We start from the raw sequence: 15,942 nt of genomic DNA on the forward strand, positions 1-15,942 counted from the left end.
GTTCCTGCTAGCCCCCGGCGGCGAGGAGGACGGCCATGGCGCCGTCGACGACCACGCGCTCTCCCGCCGTCACGCCCGCCGTGATCCCGATCGCGCCGGCGGACTTCGGCCCGATCGCGACCGCGCGCAGCTCGAACGTCTCGGGGCCGGTCTTCACGACGACCGTGGGCGTGCCGCTGCGATCGAGCAGCGCCGAACCCGGGACCACGACGCTCTCGACGGGCGCGCTCCCCGCCATGCTGATGTTGACGAGCGCGCCGACGCGCGCGCGCCGGTCTTTGTTGTCGAACTCGAAGAGCGCCTGGACGGAGCGGGTCGCCGGGTCGACCAGCGACGCGACGGCGAGGCGTCTGGCCTCGAAGCGCGCTGCGGGACCCGTGACGAGCGTCACCTCCGCGCGATCGCCCGCCAGGCGCGCTGCGTCCGCCTCCGGGATGCGCACGTCGACCCAGAGCGTCGCCAGATCGACGACGCGCCAGAGCTCGGTCCCCTCCGCGACCTGGGCGCCCGGGCTCACGCGGCCGGAGACCACCGTCCCGTCGATCGTCGCGCTGAGCCGCTGCGCGCCCGCCCCGCTCGCGAGCACCCCGACGTCCGCCCGGGCGCGCGCGACCTCGGCCCTGGCGATTTCCACCTCGGCCTCGGCGGCCTGGATGTCCTTCTCGGCGACGATCCCCTTGAGCTCGCGGCGTCGTGCGAGCTCGCGTTCGGCCAGGCCGAGTCGCGCCTCGGCGGCGGCGACCCGGGACGCGGCGTCGCTGCGCGACAGCCCGAGCTGCGCGCTCTCCGCGCCGCCCAGGCTCGGCCGGAGCGTCGCGAGGAGCTGCCCCTTCTTCACGTCGTCGCCGAGCCGGAGGAACCCGCCCTCGGGCGGGAAGAGCCGGCCGGACGTCGTGGCCACGACGGCCAGCTCGCCCGCGGGGCGCGCGACCACGGTGCCGATCCGCCCGAGGCTCGTGGCCAGCGCGCCGCGCTTCGCGCGCTCGGTGCGCAGCCCGAGCAGGAACTGGGTCTCGATCGGCACCCGGGCCACGTTCGGGTCCGCCGCGGCGCTGGCTGCGGGCTTTGCGGGCACGCTGTGGTCCTCGCCGCCGTGCGCGTCGGCGCGCTCCCCGAGGCCCGTGACCGCGAGGGCCGAGGCGATGGCGAGCGCGGCGGTGATGGACAGGGATCGGGCGCGGCTCACGAGGCCCCCTGCGGGAGCGCGGAGGGATCCTCGGGGCGACGGGTAGCGGCAGGCGGCTTCCGCCTCGAGCGACGCCCGAGCGCATACCCGATCCCGCCGCTGAGCACGGCCAGCGCTCCCGCGGCCGCCGCCAGGCCGCCGAAGGGCAACTCCCGGCCCGGCGTCATCCCGGTCGGCGCGGCGGCGGGCGCGATGGCGCCGAAGCGCAGGTCCCCGACGAGCACGAGGTCGAAGGCGTCCCCGGCCTCGACCGATACGACCCCGTTGGCGGTTGCTCCTTCCGGGGCAGCGGGGAACGCGACCTCATAAACGCCGGCGGCTGCCGTCTTCCCCGCGTCCGCGGCGAACGTCAGCCCTCCCTTCAGCTCGAGGCGGACACGCGCGCCTTCGACCGGCGCGCTGGAGTCGGCCCGAGCGACGTAGAGGCGCGCGGGCAACGGTCCTTCTGCCTTCTTCGCCGGGTACTTGATGACGACCGAGAACACCGCCGTTTCCCCGGACACGACGTGCTCTGTCCCGGTGCTCGCGGCGGTCGGCGCGGCGGGCGCCGCATGATCCTCGCCGCCGTGCGCGGAGGCACGCGGGGCCGACGCAACCATCGCGAGCGCCACGGCACAGGCGAGGTGCTTCTTGTGCATCATGGTTCTTCTCCGAGCGCGCGGGACAGCTCCGCGCGGGCTTTCAGGTAGGCGGCGCGCGCCTCGAGGATCTGGACGCGCGCGCGGGCGACGCGCTCGGCGCGGGCGAGGGTGTCGAACAGATCGATCTGCCCTGCTGCGTAGCCCCTCTCGACCATCGCCTGCGCCTCGTCGAGCCGGGGAGCGATGGCCTGCCACCGCGCGAGGGCCGCCCAGCTCGCGTCGACCGCGGACCTCGCGCGAGTGACCGCTGCGCTGATCTGCCGGGCGGCGATCGCGCCCTGCTCGCTGGCGGAGCTCGCGTCGGCGAGCGCGCGGGCTCGCTCGGCCTGGTTCCGGTCGAAGAACGGCAGCGGCACGGACAGCGTGATCTGAAGCTGCGTGCGCTCGTGCCGGACGCCGGTCGCCCCGTCCGGGCTGGCCAGGGCGGCATCGCGCTCTTCTCGCCCCACCTCGACCCCGAGGCCCAGCGTGGGCTCCGGGAGCGCGGCACGTGCGGCGAACGCGCGCCGTGCCTCGGCCTCTCCCATCCGGGCCCGCCAGAGCCCGACCTCGGGCCGGCGGCGGAGCGCGGCGGCCACGAGCACGTCGCGGCCACGGGCGTCTGGCGGCCGGACCGGCGCCTCCGCGACGCGGAGGGACGAGGGCTCCGCAGCGGCGATGAGCACCCCGAGCCGCGCCTGCGCGCGCGCGAGCTCGGCCTTCGCGCCGGCGAGCTCGGTCGTCGCACCGGCGCTCTCGGCGCTGGCCAGGATCGCGTCGAGATCCGACCGCTCACCGGCGCGGGAGGCCGCCGCGGTGCCAGCGGCAATGCGCTCGAAGACCCGGTCGAGCTCGGTCCAGACGGCGAGCACGCGCTGCGCTCGCTCGAGCTCGATGAACGCCTCGGCCGCCTCGGCGAGCCCGTCGAGCTTCAGCACCACCCCCTCCAGCTCCGCGACGGCGACCTTCTGCTGGCCGGCGCGCGCCGCTGTGGCCGCGACCCCGACGACGTCGAGCCCTTGCTCGATGCCGACCGAGAAGGTCCGGTCCTCCGGGTGTCCGAACGGTGCGCCGAGATCGACGCCCCCCGTGAGCACGGGGTTCGTGCGGGGCCAGCGCCCCGCGCCGGCCGCCTCCGCGCGTGCAGCGCGCGCGCCCTGCTTCGCCTCCACCGCCGCGGGGGACCGCGCGGCGGCGCGCGCCTTCACCTGGGCCCACGTCAGCGTTTCGCCGCGGGCGCCCGACGCGGGCACGAGCGTCAGCGTTGCAGCGAGGGCCGCGAACATCGCGCATCGGGTCCGGTGCGGCCGCCGGGTCGTCATCTCAGTGCCCCGCGTGGTGGTCGTGCCCCGCGTGGTCGTGCCCCTTCTGGCCGTCGTGCCCCGCATGGCCTTCGAGATGGAACGCGAACCGGAGCGAGGTCGCGGTTCCTCCGGCCGGCGTGATGCTGAGCACCCCGTCCACGTGGTCCTGCTTGACCGGATCGATCTTGCCCCGCAGCACATCGGCCTTCTCGTCGTAGGCGAGCTGGGTCTCCTTCGCCCCTGCGACGACGGGCCGGAGGCTCGCCGTGACGCCCTTCGCGGAGCGAGGCTTCTCGGCCGAATCCAGCATCCAGACCGTGATGTCGCCGGTCTTCTCGAGCTTCACCTCGACATGACCCCCTGCGAGCGACTGGACGACGCCGCCATGCGGCGAGCCGTGCGCGTGGTCGCCGGCCGGATGGTCGGCGGGCGCGTCGGCGAAGGCCGCCGTTCCGCTGGCCGGCACCGTGAGCGTCATCTTCATCGGCGCGCCGCGGACCTTCAGATCCCAGGTGTAATCCGCGTTGTTCGGCGCCGGGCCCTTGGCCGAGAGCGAGCCCTTCGCCTCATTCGGCGCGAGCGTCAGGGTCTGCTTCTCGCCCTTGCCCTTGGGCTCGATCGTGATGGTGCCGGAGACGTCCTTCGGCGGGATCGGCGTCCGGACCGCGTCGCTGACGTAGAGGTCGATGGCGCCGTCGGCCCCGACCACGACCTCGACGTGGTTGTCGCCCTCCATGGTGACCAGGCCTCCGTGACGAGCGTTGTGATCCGCGTGGGGGCGGGTGCTCGCGGCGTGGTCGTGGGGCGCATTCGTGGGGGGCGGCGCCGCGGCGGGAGCTTGTGTCGAGGCGGTGCTTTCGTGGTGGTGGCCAGGTGTCTCCTTCGTGGAGCAGGCCACAAGCGGGATCGAGACGAGCAGAGAGAGAAGGATTTGGCGCATCGTGCTTTCCTGGAGCCGAGGTGCTTGCCCTGGCGAGCGGGGTCCTCAGCAATCAGCGCGCCAAGCGGTCGCGGCCCGGAATTCCGGGCTTCTGCGCGGCGCCCGGTCCCCGTGGTGACCTCGACGGTCACGATCCAGTGGCCGATTCAGTCACAAACTACCCCCCGCCGGGGCGGGGACCGCGTCGGCCGGTCCTGATCGGCGGCTCAGCGCGCCCGTCAGCGCTCGATTGCGGCCCCGGTACGCAGCTTGCGAGGATGCGCCCCTCCATGGCTCCGCCTCCCGCTCCACAGCGCCCGTATCGACTCCGCCGCCGGCTGCTCCTGGTCATCAGCCTCCTCGTCGCCCTGGTCGCCGTGAGCGGCGTCGCCACCGTGCTCACGGGCCTCGCGTCCCGTCGCGCGATCCTGGAGGCCCACGACTTCGAGGTGGCCTCCCGCCGGGCTGCGCTCCTCAGCGTCACCGCGCGCGAGCAGTACATCCACGAGGCCCACACGATCATCCTGCGCGACCGCTCCCACGTCGCGCACCACGACGCCTGGGTGAGCGAGCTCGGCGCGAAGCTCGCCGAGCTACGCCCCGGCCTCGACGCCGAGGCGGCCACGAAGCTCGACGACATCGAGAAGACGAGCCGCGAGCTCAGCCAGCTCTTCTCCATGACCATCCTCCCCGCCATCGATCGGCAGGACTCGCACGAGGTTCACCACGCGCACGACCGCGCGAACGCGCTCGTCGACCGGATGACGCAACATGCGGACAGCCTGGCGCGTCACTTCGACGAGCGCGCCATGGCCGCCGAGCGCCGGGCTGAGCAGTTCATCCGGTTCGCTTTGATCCTCGCGACGGCCGTCTGCGCGCTCGCCGCGGCGCTCGCCTTGATCGCCGGGCGCAAGCTCTGGCGCTCTTTCTCCACCCCGCTCGCCTCGCTCGAGCGCGTCGCCGGGCGCGTCACCGCTGGAGATCGCAGCGCCCGCGTCGAGCCGGTGGCGGCCGTGGAGCTCGCGGCGGTCGCCGACGCGTTCAACCGCATGCTGGACGCGCTGTCGCGCACCGAAGCCGAGCTGGTCGCCTCGGAGCGGCTGGCGGCGGTCGGCCGCGTCGCCGCCGGCGTCGCGCACGAGATCAACAACCCCATCGCCGTGATCCGCGGTTACGTGAAGACGATGGCGAAGGAGGCGGAGAAGCCCGAGCTCCGCGAGGAGCTCTCGATCCTCGACGAGGAAGCGGCGGCCTGCCAGCGGATCGCGGAGGAGCTGCTCATGTACGCGCGCTCTCCGATCCTCTCGCCGCGCCCCGTGCAGGCCGAAGAGCTCCTCAGGGACGCGGCCTCGCACTGCGACGGCGGGCCGGGGCGGCGCGACCAAGTCCCGCTCGTGGACGCCGAGCGATTCTTCATCAACGTGGATCCGCTCCGCATCCGGCAGGTCATCGTCAACCTCGTGACCAACGCGCGCGAGGCGACCTCTGGAACCTCGGAAGGTGACGATATCCTCGTGCGCGGAAGGCGGCAGGACGATGGCTACCGGATCGAGGTCCTGGACCGGGGAGCCGGTATTCCCGAGGCGGCGCGCGAGCGGCTCTTCGAGCCGTTCTTCACGACCCGCCGCGACGGCACCGGCCTCGGCCTCGCGGTCTGCTATGGTCTGGTGACCGCGCACGGCGGGACCATCCGGGCGGAGCCCAGGCCGGGAGGCGGGTCCCAGTTCGTGATCGACTTGCCGGGCGTCCTCATCGAGGAAGCAAGGGAGAGCCAGGAGCGCGCATGAAGCCGACAGTGCTCGTCGTCGACGACAAGGCGAACATGCTGGCGCTGCTCTCCAAGGTGCTCGGCAAGAGCGCCAAGGTCCTGACGGCGCGGGGCGTGCGAACGGCGCTCCAGATCCTTGAAACCGAGCCGGTCACAACCGTCGTCTGCGATCTGCGCATGAACGACGGGGACGGGCTGGAGGTGCTCCGGGCAGTGCGCGCGCGCTGGCCCGGAGTGCCCTTCATCCTGATGACCGCTTATGCGTCGGTCCCGACCGCGGTCCAGGCCATGCGCGAGGGCGCCTACGATTACGTGACGAAGCCGTTCGACCCGGACGAGCTGCGCGCGCTGGTCGAGCGGGCCACGGCGCAGGCCGCGGTGCTGAAGGGCGAGCAGGAAGCGCCGGATGCCCAGGGCTTTGCGGGCATGACGGGGCGTTCGCCCGCGATGCGGGCGCTCTACCAGCTCATCGAGCGCGTGGCGCCGACGGACGCGAGCGTGCTCATCCTGGGCGAGACAGGCACCGGGAAGGAGCTCGTGGCGCGCGCCATCCATGAGCACTCGTCCCGCGCGTCGCACCGCCCCATCGCCGTCAACTGCGCGGCCATCCCCCGTTCGCTCATCGAGAGCGAGCTGTTCGGGCACGCGCGCGGCTCGTTCACGGGCGCGGCCACGGACCGGGCGGGGCTCTTCGAGGAGGCGCACGGGAGCACGCTGTTCCTCGACGAGATCGGCGAGCTCAGGCCGACGGTCCAGGCGAAGCTCACGCGGGTGATCGAGGAGCGGGCGGTGCGGCGCATCGGCGAGTCGCGCGAGCGCAAGGTGGACGTGCGGCTCATCAGCGCGACGCACCGCGACCTCCGGGCCATGGTCAAGACGGGCGCCCTCCGCGAGGACCTGTGGTTCCGGCTCAACGTCTGCGTCGTCGAGCTGCCCCCGCTGCGCGAGCGCGCGGAGGACATCCCGCACCTGGCGCAGCGGTTTCTCGCCGAGCGAGCGCCGCAGTCGCGCTCGTCCGCGACCGGGTTCTCGGCGGCGGCGATGAGCGCGCTCCAGATGTACCGGTGGCCTGGCAACGTGCGCGAGCTCAAGAGCGCCGTCGAGCGGGCGCTGGTCATCGAGACGACGAGCGAGATCCGCCTCGAGTCGCTGCCGTCCGAGGTGCAGGGGGCGAGCCCGCTCCGGCTCACGAGCTCGAGCGACGTGGACCTCGCTCAGCTCTCGTATCGGGAGGCGGTCGACGCGTCGCGCGAGGAGATGAACCGGCGCTACCTGGAGGCCGTGATGCGCCGCTTTCGCGGCGACGTGCTGAAGGCCGCCGCCCACGCGGGCGTCGAGCGGGAGAGCTTCTACCGGCTCCTCCGCCGCTGCGGCCTCTCCGCCGACGACTTCCGCGAGGAGCGCCGGGGCACGGACGGATCGAAGAACTGAGCGGGCATTCACCGCGGAACATGGGCGAGCCGGCGCCTCGAACGCCGGAAACCATGGTCCTGCTCGCCCGCCATCGCGGGTCATTGCGCACCGTCTGCTGCGGGAGCGCCGGGCGGCCGCGCGAAGCGACAAGCGGCGCCCGCGGGGTGCTTGGGATGTAAGAAACCCGAACCGCGCTCGTCGGCGAGGAGGGAGACGACATGAACCACGGGCATCACCACGATCACGGCCACCTTCACGAGCACGGCCGCCCTGCTCCTGCCGACCTGGACCGAGAGCAGATGAAGGATCCGGTCTGCGGGATGGCCCTTAAGCCGCTCGATCCGGCCCAGGCGACGCGCGTCGAGTACGTCTGCCCGATGCACCCCGAGGTCGTCCGCACGGAGCCGGGCTCCTGCCCGATCTGCGGGATGGCCCTCGAGCCGCGCACGGTGACGCTCGAGGACGCGCCGAACCCGGAGCTCGCGGACATGTCCCGGCGCTTCTGGATCAGCGTCCCGCTGAGCCTCGTTGTCCTCGTGCTGGGGATGTCCGAGATGATCCCGGGCCAGCCGGTGCAGCACCTCCTCGACCGATGGCTCGTCTGGATCGAGCTCGCCCTCGCCACGCCCGTGGTGCTCTGGTGTGGCGCTCCGTTCTTCGAGCGCGGCTGGGCCTCGATCAGGACTCGGCACCTCAACATGTTCACCCTGATCGCCATCGGCACGGGCGCCGCCTACGCGTACAGCGTCGTGGCCACGCTGACGCCCGGCGTCTTCCCCCACTCGGTCCGCCACGGCGGCGTGGTCCCGGTCTATTTCGAGGCCGCCAGCGTCATCATCTCGCTCGTGCTGCTCGGCCAGGTCCTCGAGCTCCGCGCCCGCAGCCGGACGAGCAGCGCGCTCAGGGCGCTCCTCGGCCTCGCCCCCAAGACCGCCAGGCGTATCGGCGCGGACGCCCACGAAGAGGACGTCTCTCTCGAGCTCGTGCAGCCAGGCGACCGGCTGCGCGTGCGGCCGGGGGAGAAGGTGCCGGTCGACGGCGAGGTCCTCGAGGGGAGCAGCGCGGTCGACGAGTCGATGGTCACGGGCGAGCCCATTCCGGTCGAGAAGACGCCCGGCGCCCGTGTGGTCGGCGGCACCGTCAACGGCACGGGCGGCTTCGTGATGCGGGCCGATCGCGTCGGGCGCGACACCCTGCTCGCCCGGATCGTCCAGATGGTGGGCGAGGCCCAGCGCAGCCGCGCCCCCATCCAGCGCCTCGCGGATGCCGTCGCCGCGTACTTCGTGCCCGCCGTGATCGCGATCGCGGCGCTGACCTTCGTGGTCTGGCTGCTCGTCGGGCCGGAGCCCAGGCTCTCCCACGCGCTCGTCAACGCCGTGGCTGTGCTCATCATCGCGTGCCCATGCGCGCTCGGCCTCGCCACGCCCATCTCGATCATGGTCGGGACGGGGCGGGGCGCGACGGCCGGTATCCTGATCAAGAACGCCGAGGCGCTCGAGACCTTCGAGAAGGTCGACACCCTCGTCGTCGACAAGACCGGCACGCTCACCGAGGGCAAGCCGAAGCTCGCCTCGGTCGCGACGCTGGGCGACCTCCCGCCGAACGAGATCCTCAGGCTCGCGGCGAGCCTCGAGCGCGGGAGCGAGCACCCGCTCGCGAGCGCGATCGTCGCCGGGGCCCTCGAGCAGGAGCTCGAGCTCCTGCCGGCAGAGGGGTTCCGGTCGATCACGGGCAAGGGCGTGGTGGGCATGGTGGCCGGGCGCTCGGTCGCGCTCGGGAACCTCAAGCTCTTCGAGGAGCTCGGTATCCCGCCGGATGATCTCCCGCGTCGAGCCGAGGAGCGCCGGCAAGAAGGCCAGACGGCGATGCTCGTGGCGGTGGATGGCAAGGCGGCCGGCATCGTCGGCGTGGCCGACCCGGTGCGCGCCTCGACCAGCGAGGCCGTCCGTCTCCTCCGCGACGAGGGCATCCGCCTGATCATGCTCACCGGCGACAGCCGCACGACGGCGGAGGCGGTCGCCCGGAAGCTCGGCATCGAGCACGTCGAGGCCGAGGTGTTGCCCGATCAGAAGGCCGCGGTCGTGAAGCGCCTCCAGGCCGAAGGCCGCATCGTGGCGATGACGGGCGACGGTATCAACGACGCGCCCGCGCTCGCGCAGGCGCACGTCGGCGTCGCCATGGGCACCGGGACCGACGTCGCCATCGAGAGCGCCGGGATCACGCTCGTGCGCGGCGACCTCCGCGGGCTGCTGCGCGCGCGGAAGCTCAGCCGGGCGACGATGCGCAACATCCGACAGAACCTGTTCTTTGCGTTCGTCTACAACGCGCTCGGCGTGCCGGTCGCGGCGGGCGTTCTTTACCCGGTCCTCGGGGTGCTGCTCAGCCCGATGCTCGCCAGCGCAGCGATGAGCCTGAGCTCGGTGTCGGTCATCGGCAATGCCCTCCGGCTCCGCCGGGTCGAGCTCTGATCGAAGGCGCGAATAGGTCAGCGTCGGAACGGCAGGGCCAGCACCTGCCAGAACTGCTGCGACGGCGGATAGCCCGCGGAGCGGTCGACGCCCAGGCGGCGCGGGGCCGCGTCCGGCCGGTACACGAACGTCCCGAAGACCAGATCCCACAGCGGAAGTACGGTCCCGAAGTTCCGGGCCTCGTCGATGTCGGCGCTGTGATGATAGCGGTGCAGCTCGGTGCCGATGAACACGTAATTCAGGAATCCGGCGCGGATGTCGACGTTGAAGTGCGAAATCATCGTCTGCAGATCGATGAGCAACATCGCCGCGAAGACGGCCTGCGGCGACAGCCCCAAGATCAGCAGGGTCGACTGGATCAGCACCGCCGAGATGAGCGCGTTGAGAGGGTGAAACACGCCGTGCATCACCACGTACACGCGATCCGGAAGGTGATGCGCCAGGTGGACCTTCCACAAGAAGCGCCCCAGGGCTCCGTTGCCTTCGTGGCTGAGGCGATGGAACCAGTACTGCAGCAGCTCGAAGACCACAAGGAAGACCCCCACGCTGAGGAGCACGGAGGCGCTGGCGAGCGGGCCCTGATGCCGCTCGCTGAGCCACAGGGCCAGGGTGCCGAAGCCGGTCCGCACCACCGCGATGGTGACGCCCGAGGCCAGCAGGTACTTGAGGTCGCGCCAGAAGCTCTGGCGGGTCATGCCCCAGTCCGGCGACAGCGGCAGCAGGCGCTCGACGGTGATGAGAAAGACGGTCAGGCCGAGGAGGTAGCCCCACAGGGCGCGGCTCAGGTCCCAGCCCTGCGTCACGGCGGCGTAGATGATGTACAAGGTCACCGCCAGCAGCAGCGGGTACAGCAGGCGGCTCGTCATCCAGATCAGCGTTCCTCGCATGGGATGGATGCTGAGGTCGGGCGCCTCTTCCACCTAGCGACACGGACCGCGGATTGAACGTTAGTGAACAAGAGCTCGAAAAAGTCCGGAAACGAGGACAGGGACAGGGGCGGCGACAGGACGCGGGCCGCCGGCAAGATCGCGGATCGGCGCGTGCAGGATCGGCGCGTGCAGGATCGGCGCGTGCAGGATCGGCGCGTGCAGAAGAGCCGGAAGCTGCTCTCGGACGCCCTGGTCTCGCTGATCCTGGAGAAGGGCTATGACGAGGTGTCTATCCAGGACATCATCGATCGAGCCAACGTCGGGCGGTCCACGTTCTACTCGCACTACGAGAACAAGGAGCAGCTGCTGCTGTTCGGACACGAGCACCTGCGGGCGCTGTCCCTGCGGGATGCGGGACGTCCGTTCGACTTCCTGCCGTTTTACCGCCACCTCGCCGAGATGCACGAGCTGGTGCGCAAGCTCCTGTCCGCAGAGAAGAGCGAGCGGGTGCTGACGCGCTCCCTGGAGGACATCCTTCAGGGCAGCATCTGCCGCCTGTACGCTCCGCGGATGGCGCCGGAGGAGGGCGCCCTGTTCATGCTCCGCTGCGAGGCGGCGGCGGCGGCGCTGGTGCGGCTGATGACGAGCTGGGTCCACAAGGGAATGCCGTGCTCACCGGAGCGGATGGCGGAGGAGAGCACGGCGCTGCTGCAGCGGGTCCTCGCGGACGAGCGGGCCGCGGCGAGCGGACGGACGCGGAGGGAGTGAGGCGCAGCCGCGCCAGCACGTCCAGGCGGAAGCTACGGAGAGCAAACCTGTTCGCCTTGCCGGTCAGCGGACGGATCGAAGAGCGTAGCGGGCATCCGCCTCTGGGCGACACGGGCGAAAAAAACGTGTCCGCGCGTCACGCCTGGCCCGCTGGTGCCTAGAACAAGCGGCGGCGTCCCGCTGCACCTCGCCGCTGTGACCAAATAGGTTACATTCAGGGGATACCAGGAACCAGCAAGGAGACACCGTCATGGCTTACTCTCGACTCATCGGCCTCGCCGCCGTCGGCCTCGCCCTCGCCGCCTGCGGAGGCTCGGAGACGGGGAGCTCTTCCGCCGGCGCCACGGGAGGGGGCGGCGGTGCGGGAGCAGCGAGCGGCACGGGGGGGCACGGCGGTACTGGAGAGGGAGGCGGGAGCGGCGGCGGGCCTCCGGCGACGGCGCCCGACGCGCCGGTGCTGTCGTTCGTGATGCCGATGCTGGACGTGCTTCACGTCGAGTGGGTGCCGCAGCCGGAGTGCGATCAGATCGAGGCCGAGCGCAAGGACCCGATGCACGACTACGCCGTCGCCTTCACCGTCGCAGGATCGAAGAAGGCCTACATGGACTCCGATGCGACGGAGGACATGGAGTACACGTACCGTCTTCGCTGCAAGGTGGGCGAGGTCTACTCCGGGTACTCCAACGAGATGTCCGGCAACCCCACCGACGAGGAGAGCGAACATTGATACGGCTTTCGCGTGCTCTTTCGGGCGTCGCCTTGCTGTCGCTGCTCGCGGCCGGGTGCGCCGCCGATCGGGTAGAGGAGCCGCCCGCCCCCGATGCCTGGGGCGAGCCCGCCGCCGCGCCCGACAGGAACCCCGATCCCAGGATCGTCGAGGTCGACCTCGAGGCCAAGGAGGCAGAGAAGACCTACCTGGAGGGCACGACCACCACGGTCTGGTCCTACAACGGTGCGGTCCCCGGGCCCCTCATCGAGGCGAACGTGGGCGACACGCTGATCGTCCACTTCAAGAACAGCCTGCCGGAAGAGACGACGATCCACTGGCACGGCATCCGGGTGCCCAACGAGATGGACGGCGTGATGGCCGTGCAGGAGCCGATCGCGCCAGGCGAGACGTTCACGTACCAGTTCACGCTGCGGGACGCGGGGTTTTACTGGTTCCACCCGCACGTGATGGAGCCGGAGCAGATCCAGAAGGGGCTCTTCGGCCTCATCCGGGTGCGTGGACCGAACGAGCCGGAGGCCGATGTCGAGAAGATCGCCGTGCTCGGGGACGTGTCCCTGAACAAGGACGGTACCTTCAATGAAGAGCTCGACGACGACACGATCATGATGGGCCGCGAGGGCAATGTCGTGCTCGTCAACGGCCACGTGATGCCAGCGCTCGATGTGCAACCGGGCGGGCTCACGCGTCTCCGGATCGTCAACGTGGCGAACGGGCGCTTCTTCAACCTGGCGCTCCCGGGCCACACATTCCGCGTCATCGGCACCGACGGCGGGCTGATCCCGAAGCCGTACGATGCCGAGAGGCTCCTGGTCTCTCCCGGCGAGCGCTACGACGTGCTGTTAATCGCCGACGGCGAGCCGGGAACGGAGCTCACCCTGATGAACGAGCCCTACGAGCGCGGGCACCACACCGGACTGGCGGAGCCCATGCCGCTCGCCAGGGTGCGGATCGGCGAGGGGCCCGGGCTGTCCGGGCGCACGCTCCCCGAGACGGGCCCCGCCATCGAGCGGCTGCCGGGCGGGCCGGCGGAGGCGACGATCACGTTCGACGAGGGGTATGTCGATGGCAAGCTGACGTTCACGATCGACGGCAAGGCGTTTCCGGACGTGCCGCCGATCGACGTCCAGAAGGGATCGGTCCATGTCTATGACCTGAAGAACGACGCGGAGATGGACCACCCGTTCCACCTGCACGGCTTCTTCTTCCAGGTCCTGGCCAGGGACGATGTGCCGGTGGCCGACGAGGAGCTCGCCAACAAGGACACCGTGATCCTGCCGCAGCGGTCCACCGTGCGCATCGTGACGCGCTTCGATGAGCCGGGCATGTGGATGTATCACTGTCACATCCTCGAGCACACCGAGCGCGGCATGATGGGCGAGATCCACGTCGGGCCCTGAGGACCCGCTCACCTTCGCCGAGGCGGTCTCGGTCGCCTCGGTCGATCATGATGGACTTCACGCGCGAGCGGGGGCGCGGCGCGGACGCTGCACATCACCGCCTCGGCGGCGAGCCGGCGCATCGCGCAGCTCGAGGGCGAGCTCGGCGTCCGTCTGTTCCACCGGACCACGCGCGCGCTCCGGCTGAGCGACGAAGGCCGCGCCTTCCTCGAGCGGTGCCAGCGCATCCTCGAGGAGCTGGAGGCCGCGAAGCAGTCGATCGCGCACGCCCGCGGGATCCCCGAGGGACGCCTCTGCGTCGAGGCGCCCGCGGTCCTCGGGAGGCTCGTGCTCGTGCCCGCGCTGCCAGGCTTTCTGGCACAGCATCCACGCATCGAGCTCGATCTCCGGCGACGGGACGCGGTGATCGACCCGGCAGCGGAGGGGATCGACGTCAGCCTGCGGATCGGGCATCTCCGGGACGCCCAGGTCGTGGCGCGGAGGCTCGGCGTCACGCGGATGCTCGTGTGCGCCTCACCGGAGTACCTGCGCCGGAGCGGGCCGCCGGCGACGCCGGAGGACCTCCAGCGGCACCGTTGCCTCGCGTTCGTCCGCGAGAGCCGTGTCGTGCCATGGCGTTTCCGTGCAGAGAGCGGGGCGCTCCGGTTCGAGCCCACTGGCTCTCTCAGCGTTAACGACGGCGACGCGCTCAAGGCGCTGGCCGTGGCTGGCGCCGGGCTCGCCTGGGTCTTCGACTTCATGATCGCGCCCGAGCTCGCGTCAGGGGCGCTGGTCACCGTGCTCGATGAGTTCGCCGTGGACGAGCGTCCGATCCACGCGCTCTACCAGAGCCCGCGGCACGTCATCCCAAGGGTGCGGGTCTTCCTGGACTTCGCCTCCACGCTGCTCGGATCACCCCGTTCGTGAGACGCCTGGCGCAGCCCGACGCGAGCGCCCGTCCACTGGCCTGAGGGGGTCGCCGAGCGGATACTTCACGGTGGTCGGTCCCAAGATGATCAGCTAACGATCTCGCCAGGAGGTGCCGGGTATACCGGCGGCCGTGGGACCTGGTGCCTCCATGCCTGATGACCTCGCCAGGCACACGAGGACGTGCGCGATAGAGGGGCGAACTCGCCAGTTGACGGGTGGACACGTAGCCATGCCGGATTTGATGGAGGAACTGGATGACCCTATCCAGGCGTCGCTTGTTTGCTGAAATCGCCACGGTCGCCGCTGCCCTTGGAGCATGCCGGGCAGCTTATCCCGAGGCGGGAGACCCTACCCCCGTGGCCGCACCGGCGGGGAGCGACCCGATGGCGCTGGCGCGGGACGAGCGGTTCTGGCGCAGGATCGCTCGCCAGTACCAGGTGAGTCCAGACTTCACCAACCTAGAAAACGGTTACTATGGAATCATGCCTGAGCCGGTGTACCGTGAGTACCTGCGCAACACCAGGCGGCTCAACGACTCGAGCTCGTACCTGCTGCGTACCACCTACAAGGGCGAGGAGGAACGGGTCCGCGAGCGGCTTGCCGCTGTGGCGGGCGTATCGAAGGAGGAGATTGCGCTCACCCGGGGCGGCACCGAGGCGCTGCAGAACCTCATCGGGGGCTATAACCGGCTGCGCCCCGGGGACGCTGTCATGTACGCCGACGTCGACTACTACAGCTGCCAGTACGCCTTCAACTGGCTGCGCGATCGGCGCGGCGTGGACGTCGTGACCATCTCGATCCCGGAACCGCCGACCAGGCAGGCCGTCCTCGACACCTACGCCAGGGCGCTGCACGAGCACCCACGGGTCAAGCTGCTTCTGCTCACTCATATCAACAATCGCACCGGCCTCGTTGTGCCCGTGCGCGAGGTCGTCGCCATGGCCAGGGACGCCGGCGTGGACGTGATCGTCGACGCGGCCCACTCCTGGGGTCAGCTGGACTTCACGATCGGCGACCTGAACGCGGATTTTGCTGGGTTCTCGTTGCACAAGTGGATCAATGCACCGCTCGGCGTCGGTTTCCTCTATATCCGCAAGGGTCGGACCGCCGACATCGACCGCTTCCTCGCCGACGAGCTCCACCCGGCAGACGACGTGCGCTCCCGGGTTCACTCGGGCACGCTCGACATCGCCCCCTTCCTTACCCTGCCGGTCGCGTTGGACTGTCATCTCGCGCTGGGCGCTGCGGCGAAGCAGGCCCGGCTACGCTACCTGCGGGATTGCTGGGTCAGCCGGGTGAGACAGATCGGTAACGTCGAGGTGCTGACCCCGGACGAGCCGGAGATGTACGGGGCGATCACGTCGTTCCGGATAGCCGGGCGAACCTCGGAGGCCGACAACGTGGCGATCGCCGATTATCTGATGGACGCGCACCGGATCTTCACGGTGCGCCGCGGCGGGCTCGCGAAAGGTGACTGCGTGCGGGTGACCCCCGCCTTGTATACCTCGGTCGATGACGTCGACCGTTTGGCGAGAGCTCTGGTGGATGTCGCCCATCGGTTTCGAAGCTGACAGAGACCCCGGAAGCGCGC

13 protein-coding genes and 1 pseudogene are annotated in these 15,942 nt (G+C 70.7%); 9 read left to right on the top strand and 5 right to left on the bottom strand.

What is annotated here, in order from left to right; all coding sequences use genetic code 11:
* Positions 1-7: 7 nt before the first annotated feature.
* The 4 genes from WMF39_RS18550 to WMF39_RS18565 are packed head-to-tail and all read right to left on the bottom strand — an operon-like array spanning position 8 to position 3,846.
* Positions 8-1,186 carry an efflux RND transporter periplasmic adaptor subunit gene (locus tag WMF39_RS18550; RefSeq protein ID WP_437746819.1) on the bottom strand — a complete coding sequence of 393 codons (1,179 nt, stop codon included), beginning with the start codon at positions 1,184-1,186 and terminating at the stop codon, positions 8-10.
* Positions 1,183-1,827: a hypothetical protein gene (locus tag WMF39_RS18555; RefSeq protein WP_437746820.1), complete on the bottom strand. Its 645-nt coding sequence runs from the start codon at positions 1,825-1,827 to the stop codon at positions 1,183-1,185. The genes WMF39_RS18550 and WMF39_RS18555 overlap by 4 nt, the downstream gene beginning before the upstream one ends.
* The gene (locus WMF39_RS18560) at positions 1,824-3,128 is read right to left on the bottom strand and encodes a TolC family protein (RefSeq protein WP_437746821.1); all 1,305 of its coding nucleotides are present in this window, start codon (positions 3,126-3,128) and stop codon (positions 1,824-1,826) included. The genes WMF39_RS18555 and WMF39_RS18560 overlap by 4 nt, the downstream gene beginning before the upstream one ends.
* 1 nt (position 3,129) lies before the next feature.
* Entirely contained in the window at positions 3,130-3,846 is a 717-nt protein-coding gene (locus WMF39_RS18565; protein ID WP_437746822.1) for a hypothetical protein, read from the bottom strand.
* 473 nt (positions 3,847-4,319) lie between these two features.
* Between WMF39_RS18565 and WMF39_RS18570 the strand changes: the two genes are divergently transcribed.
* From WMF39_RS18570 to WMF39_RS18580, 3 genes are all read left to right on the top strand, one after another.
* Entirely contained in the window at positions 4,320-5,816 is a 1,497-nt protein-coding gene (locus tag WMF39_RS18570; RefSeq protein ID WP_437746823.1) for a sensor histidine kinase, read from the top strand.
* A complete protein-coding gene (locus tag WMF39_RS18575) occupies positions 5,813-7,228 on the top strand; it encodes a sigma-54-dependent transcriptional regulator (protein WP_437746824.1) in 1,416 nt (471 codons plus the stop codon). The genes WMF39_RS18570 and WMF39_RS18575 overlap by 4 nt, the downstream gene beginning before the upstream one ends.
* 200 nt (positions 7,229-7,428) lie before the next feature.
* Complete coding sequence (locus WMF39_RS18580; protein WP_437746825.1) at positions 7,429-9,678, top strand: copper-transporting P-type ATPase; 2,250 nt, start codon at positions 7,429-7,431, stop codon at positions 9,676-9,678.
* 17 nt (positions 9,679-9,695) lie between these two features.
* Here WMF39_RS18580 and WMF39_RS18585 read toward each other — a convergent pair whose 3' ends face one another.
* Positions 9,696-10,598, bottom strand: coding sequence for a sterol desaturase family protein (locus WMF39_RS18585; protein ID WP_437746826.1), 903 nt, complete (start codon positions 10,596-10,598; stop codon positions 9,696-9,698).
* A 30-nt stretch (positions 10,599-10,628) separates the two neighbouring features.
* Between WMF39_RS18585 and WMF39_RS18590 the strand changes: the two genes are divergently transcribed.
* From WMF39_RS18590 to WMF39_RS18615, 6 genes and pseudogenes are all read left to right on the top strand, one after another.
* A complete protein-coding gene (locus WMF39_RS18590) occupies positions 10,629-11,315 on the top strand; it encodes a TetR/AcrR family transcriptional regulator (RefSeq protein ID WP_437746827.1) in 687 nt (228 codons plus the stop codon).
* A gap of 250 nt (positions 11,316-11,565) precedes the next feature.
* Positions 11,566-12,042 carry a hypothetical protein gene (locus WMF39_RS18595; RefSeq protein WP_437746828.1) on the top strand — a complete coding sequence of 159 codons (477 nt, stop codon included), beginning with the start codon at positions 11,566-11,568 and terminating at the stop codon, positions 12,040-12,042.
* A 32-nt stretch (positions 12,043-12,074) separates the two neighbouring features.
* Positions 12,075-13,442: a multicopper oxidase family protein gene (locus WMF39_RS18600; RefSeq protein WP_437746829.1), complete on the top strand. Its 1,368-nt coding sequence runs from the start codon at positions 12,075-12,077 to the stop codon at positions 13,440-13,442.
* Between the two features lie 84 nt (positions 13,443-13,526).
* A pseudogene (locus WMF39_RS18605) lies at positions 13,527-13,631 on the top strand (LysR family transcriptional regulator); the annotation flags it as partial.
* Positions 13,632-13,718: 87 nt separating this feature from the next.
* Positions 13,719-14,348, top strand: coding sequence for a substrate binding domain-containing protein (locus tag WMF39_RS18610; RefSeq protein ID WP_437747996.1), 630 nt, complete (start codon positions 13,719-13,721; stop codon positions 14,346-14,348).
* A 359-nt stretch (positions 14,349-14,707) separates the two neighbouring features.
* Positions 14,708-15,922, top strand: coding sequence for an aminotransferase class V-fold PLP-dependent enzyme (locus WMF39_RS18615; protein WP_437746830.1), 1,215 nt, complete (start codon positions 14,708-14,710; stop codon positions 15,920-15,922).
* Positions 15,923-15,942 lie beyond the last annotated feature (20 nt).

The sequence above is a fragment of the Sorangium sp. So ce1504 genome, from assembly GCF_051521635.1.
GTDB classification, from domain to species: domain Bacteria; phylum Myxococcota_A; class Polyangia; order Polyangiales; family Polyangiaceae; genus Sorangium; species Sorangium cellulosum_B.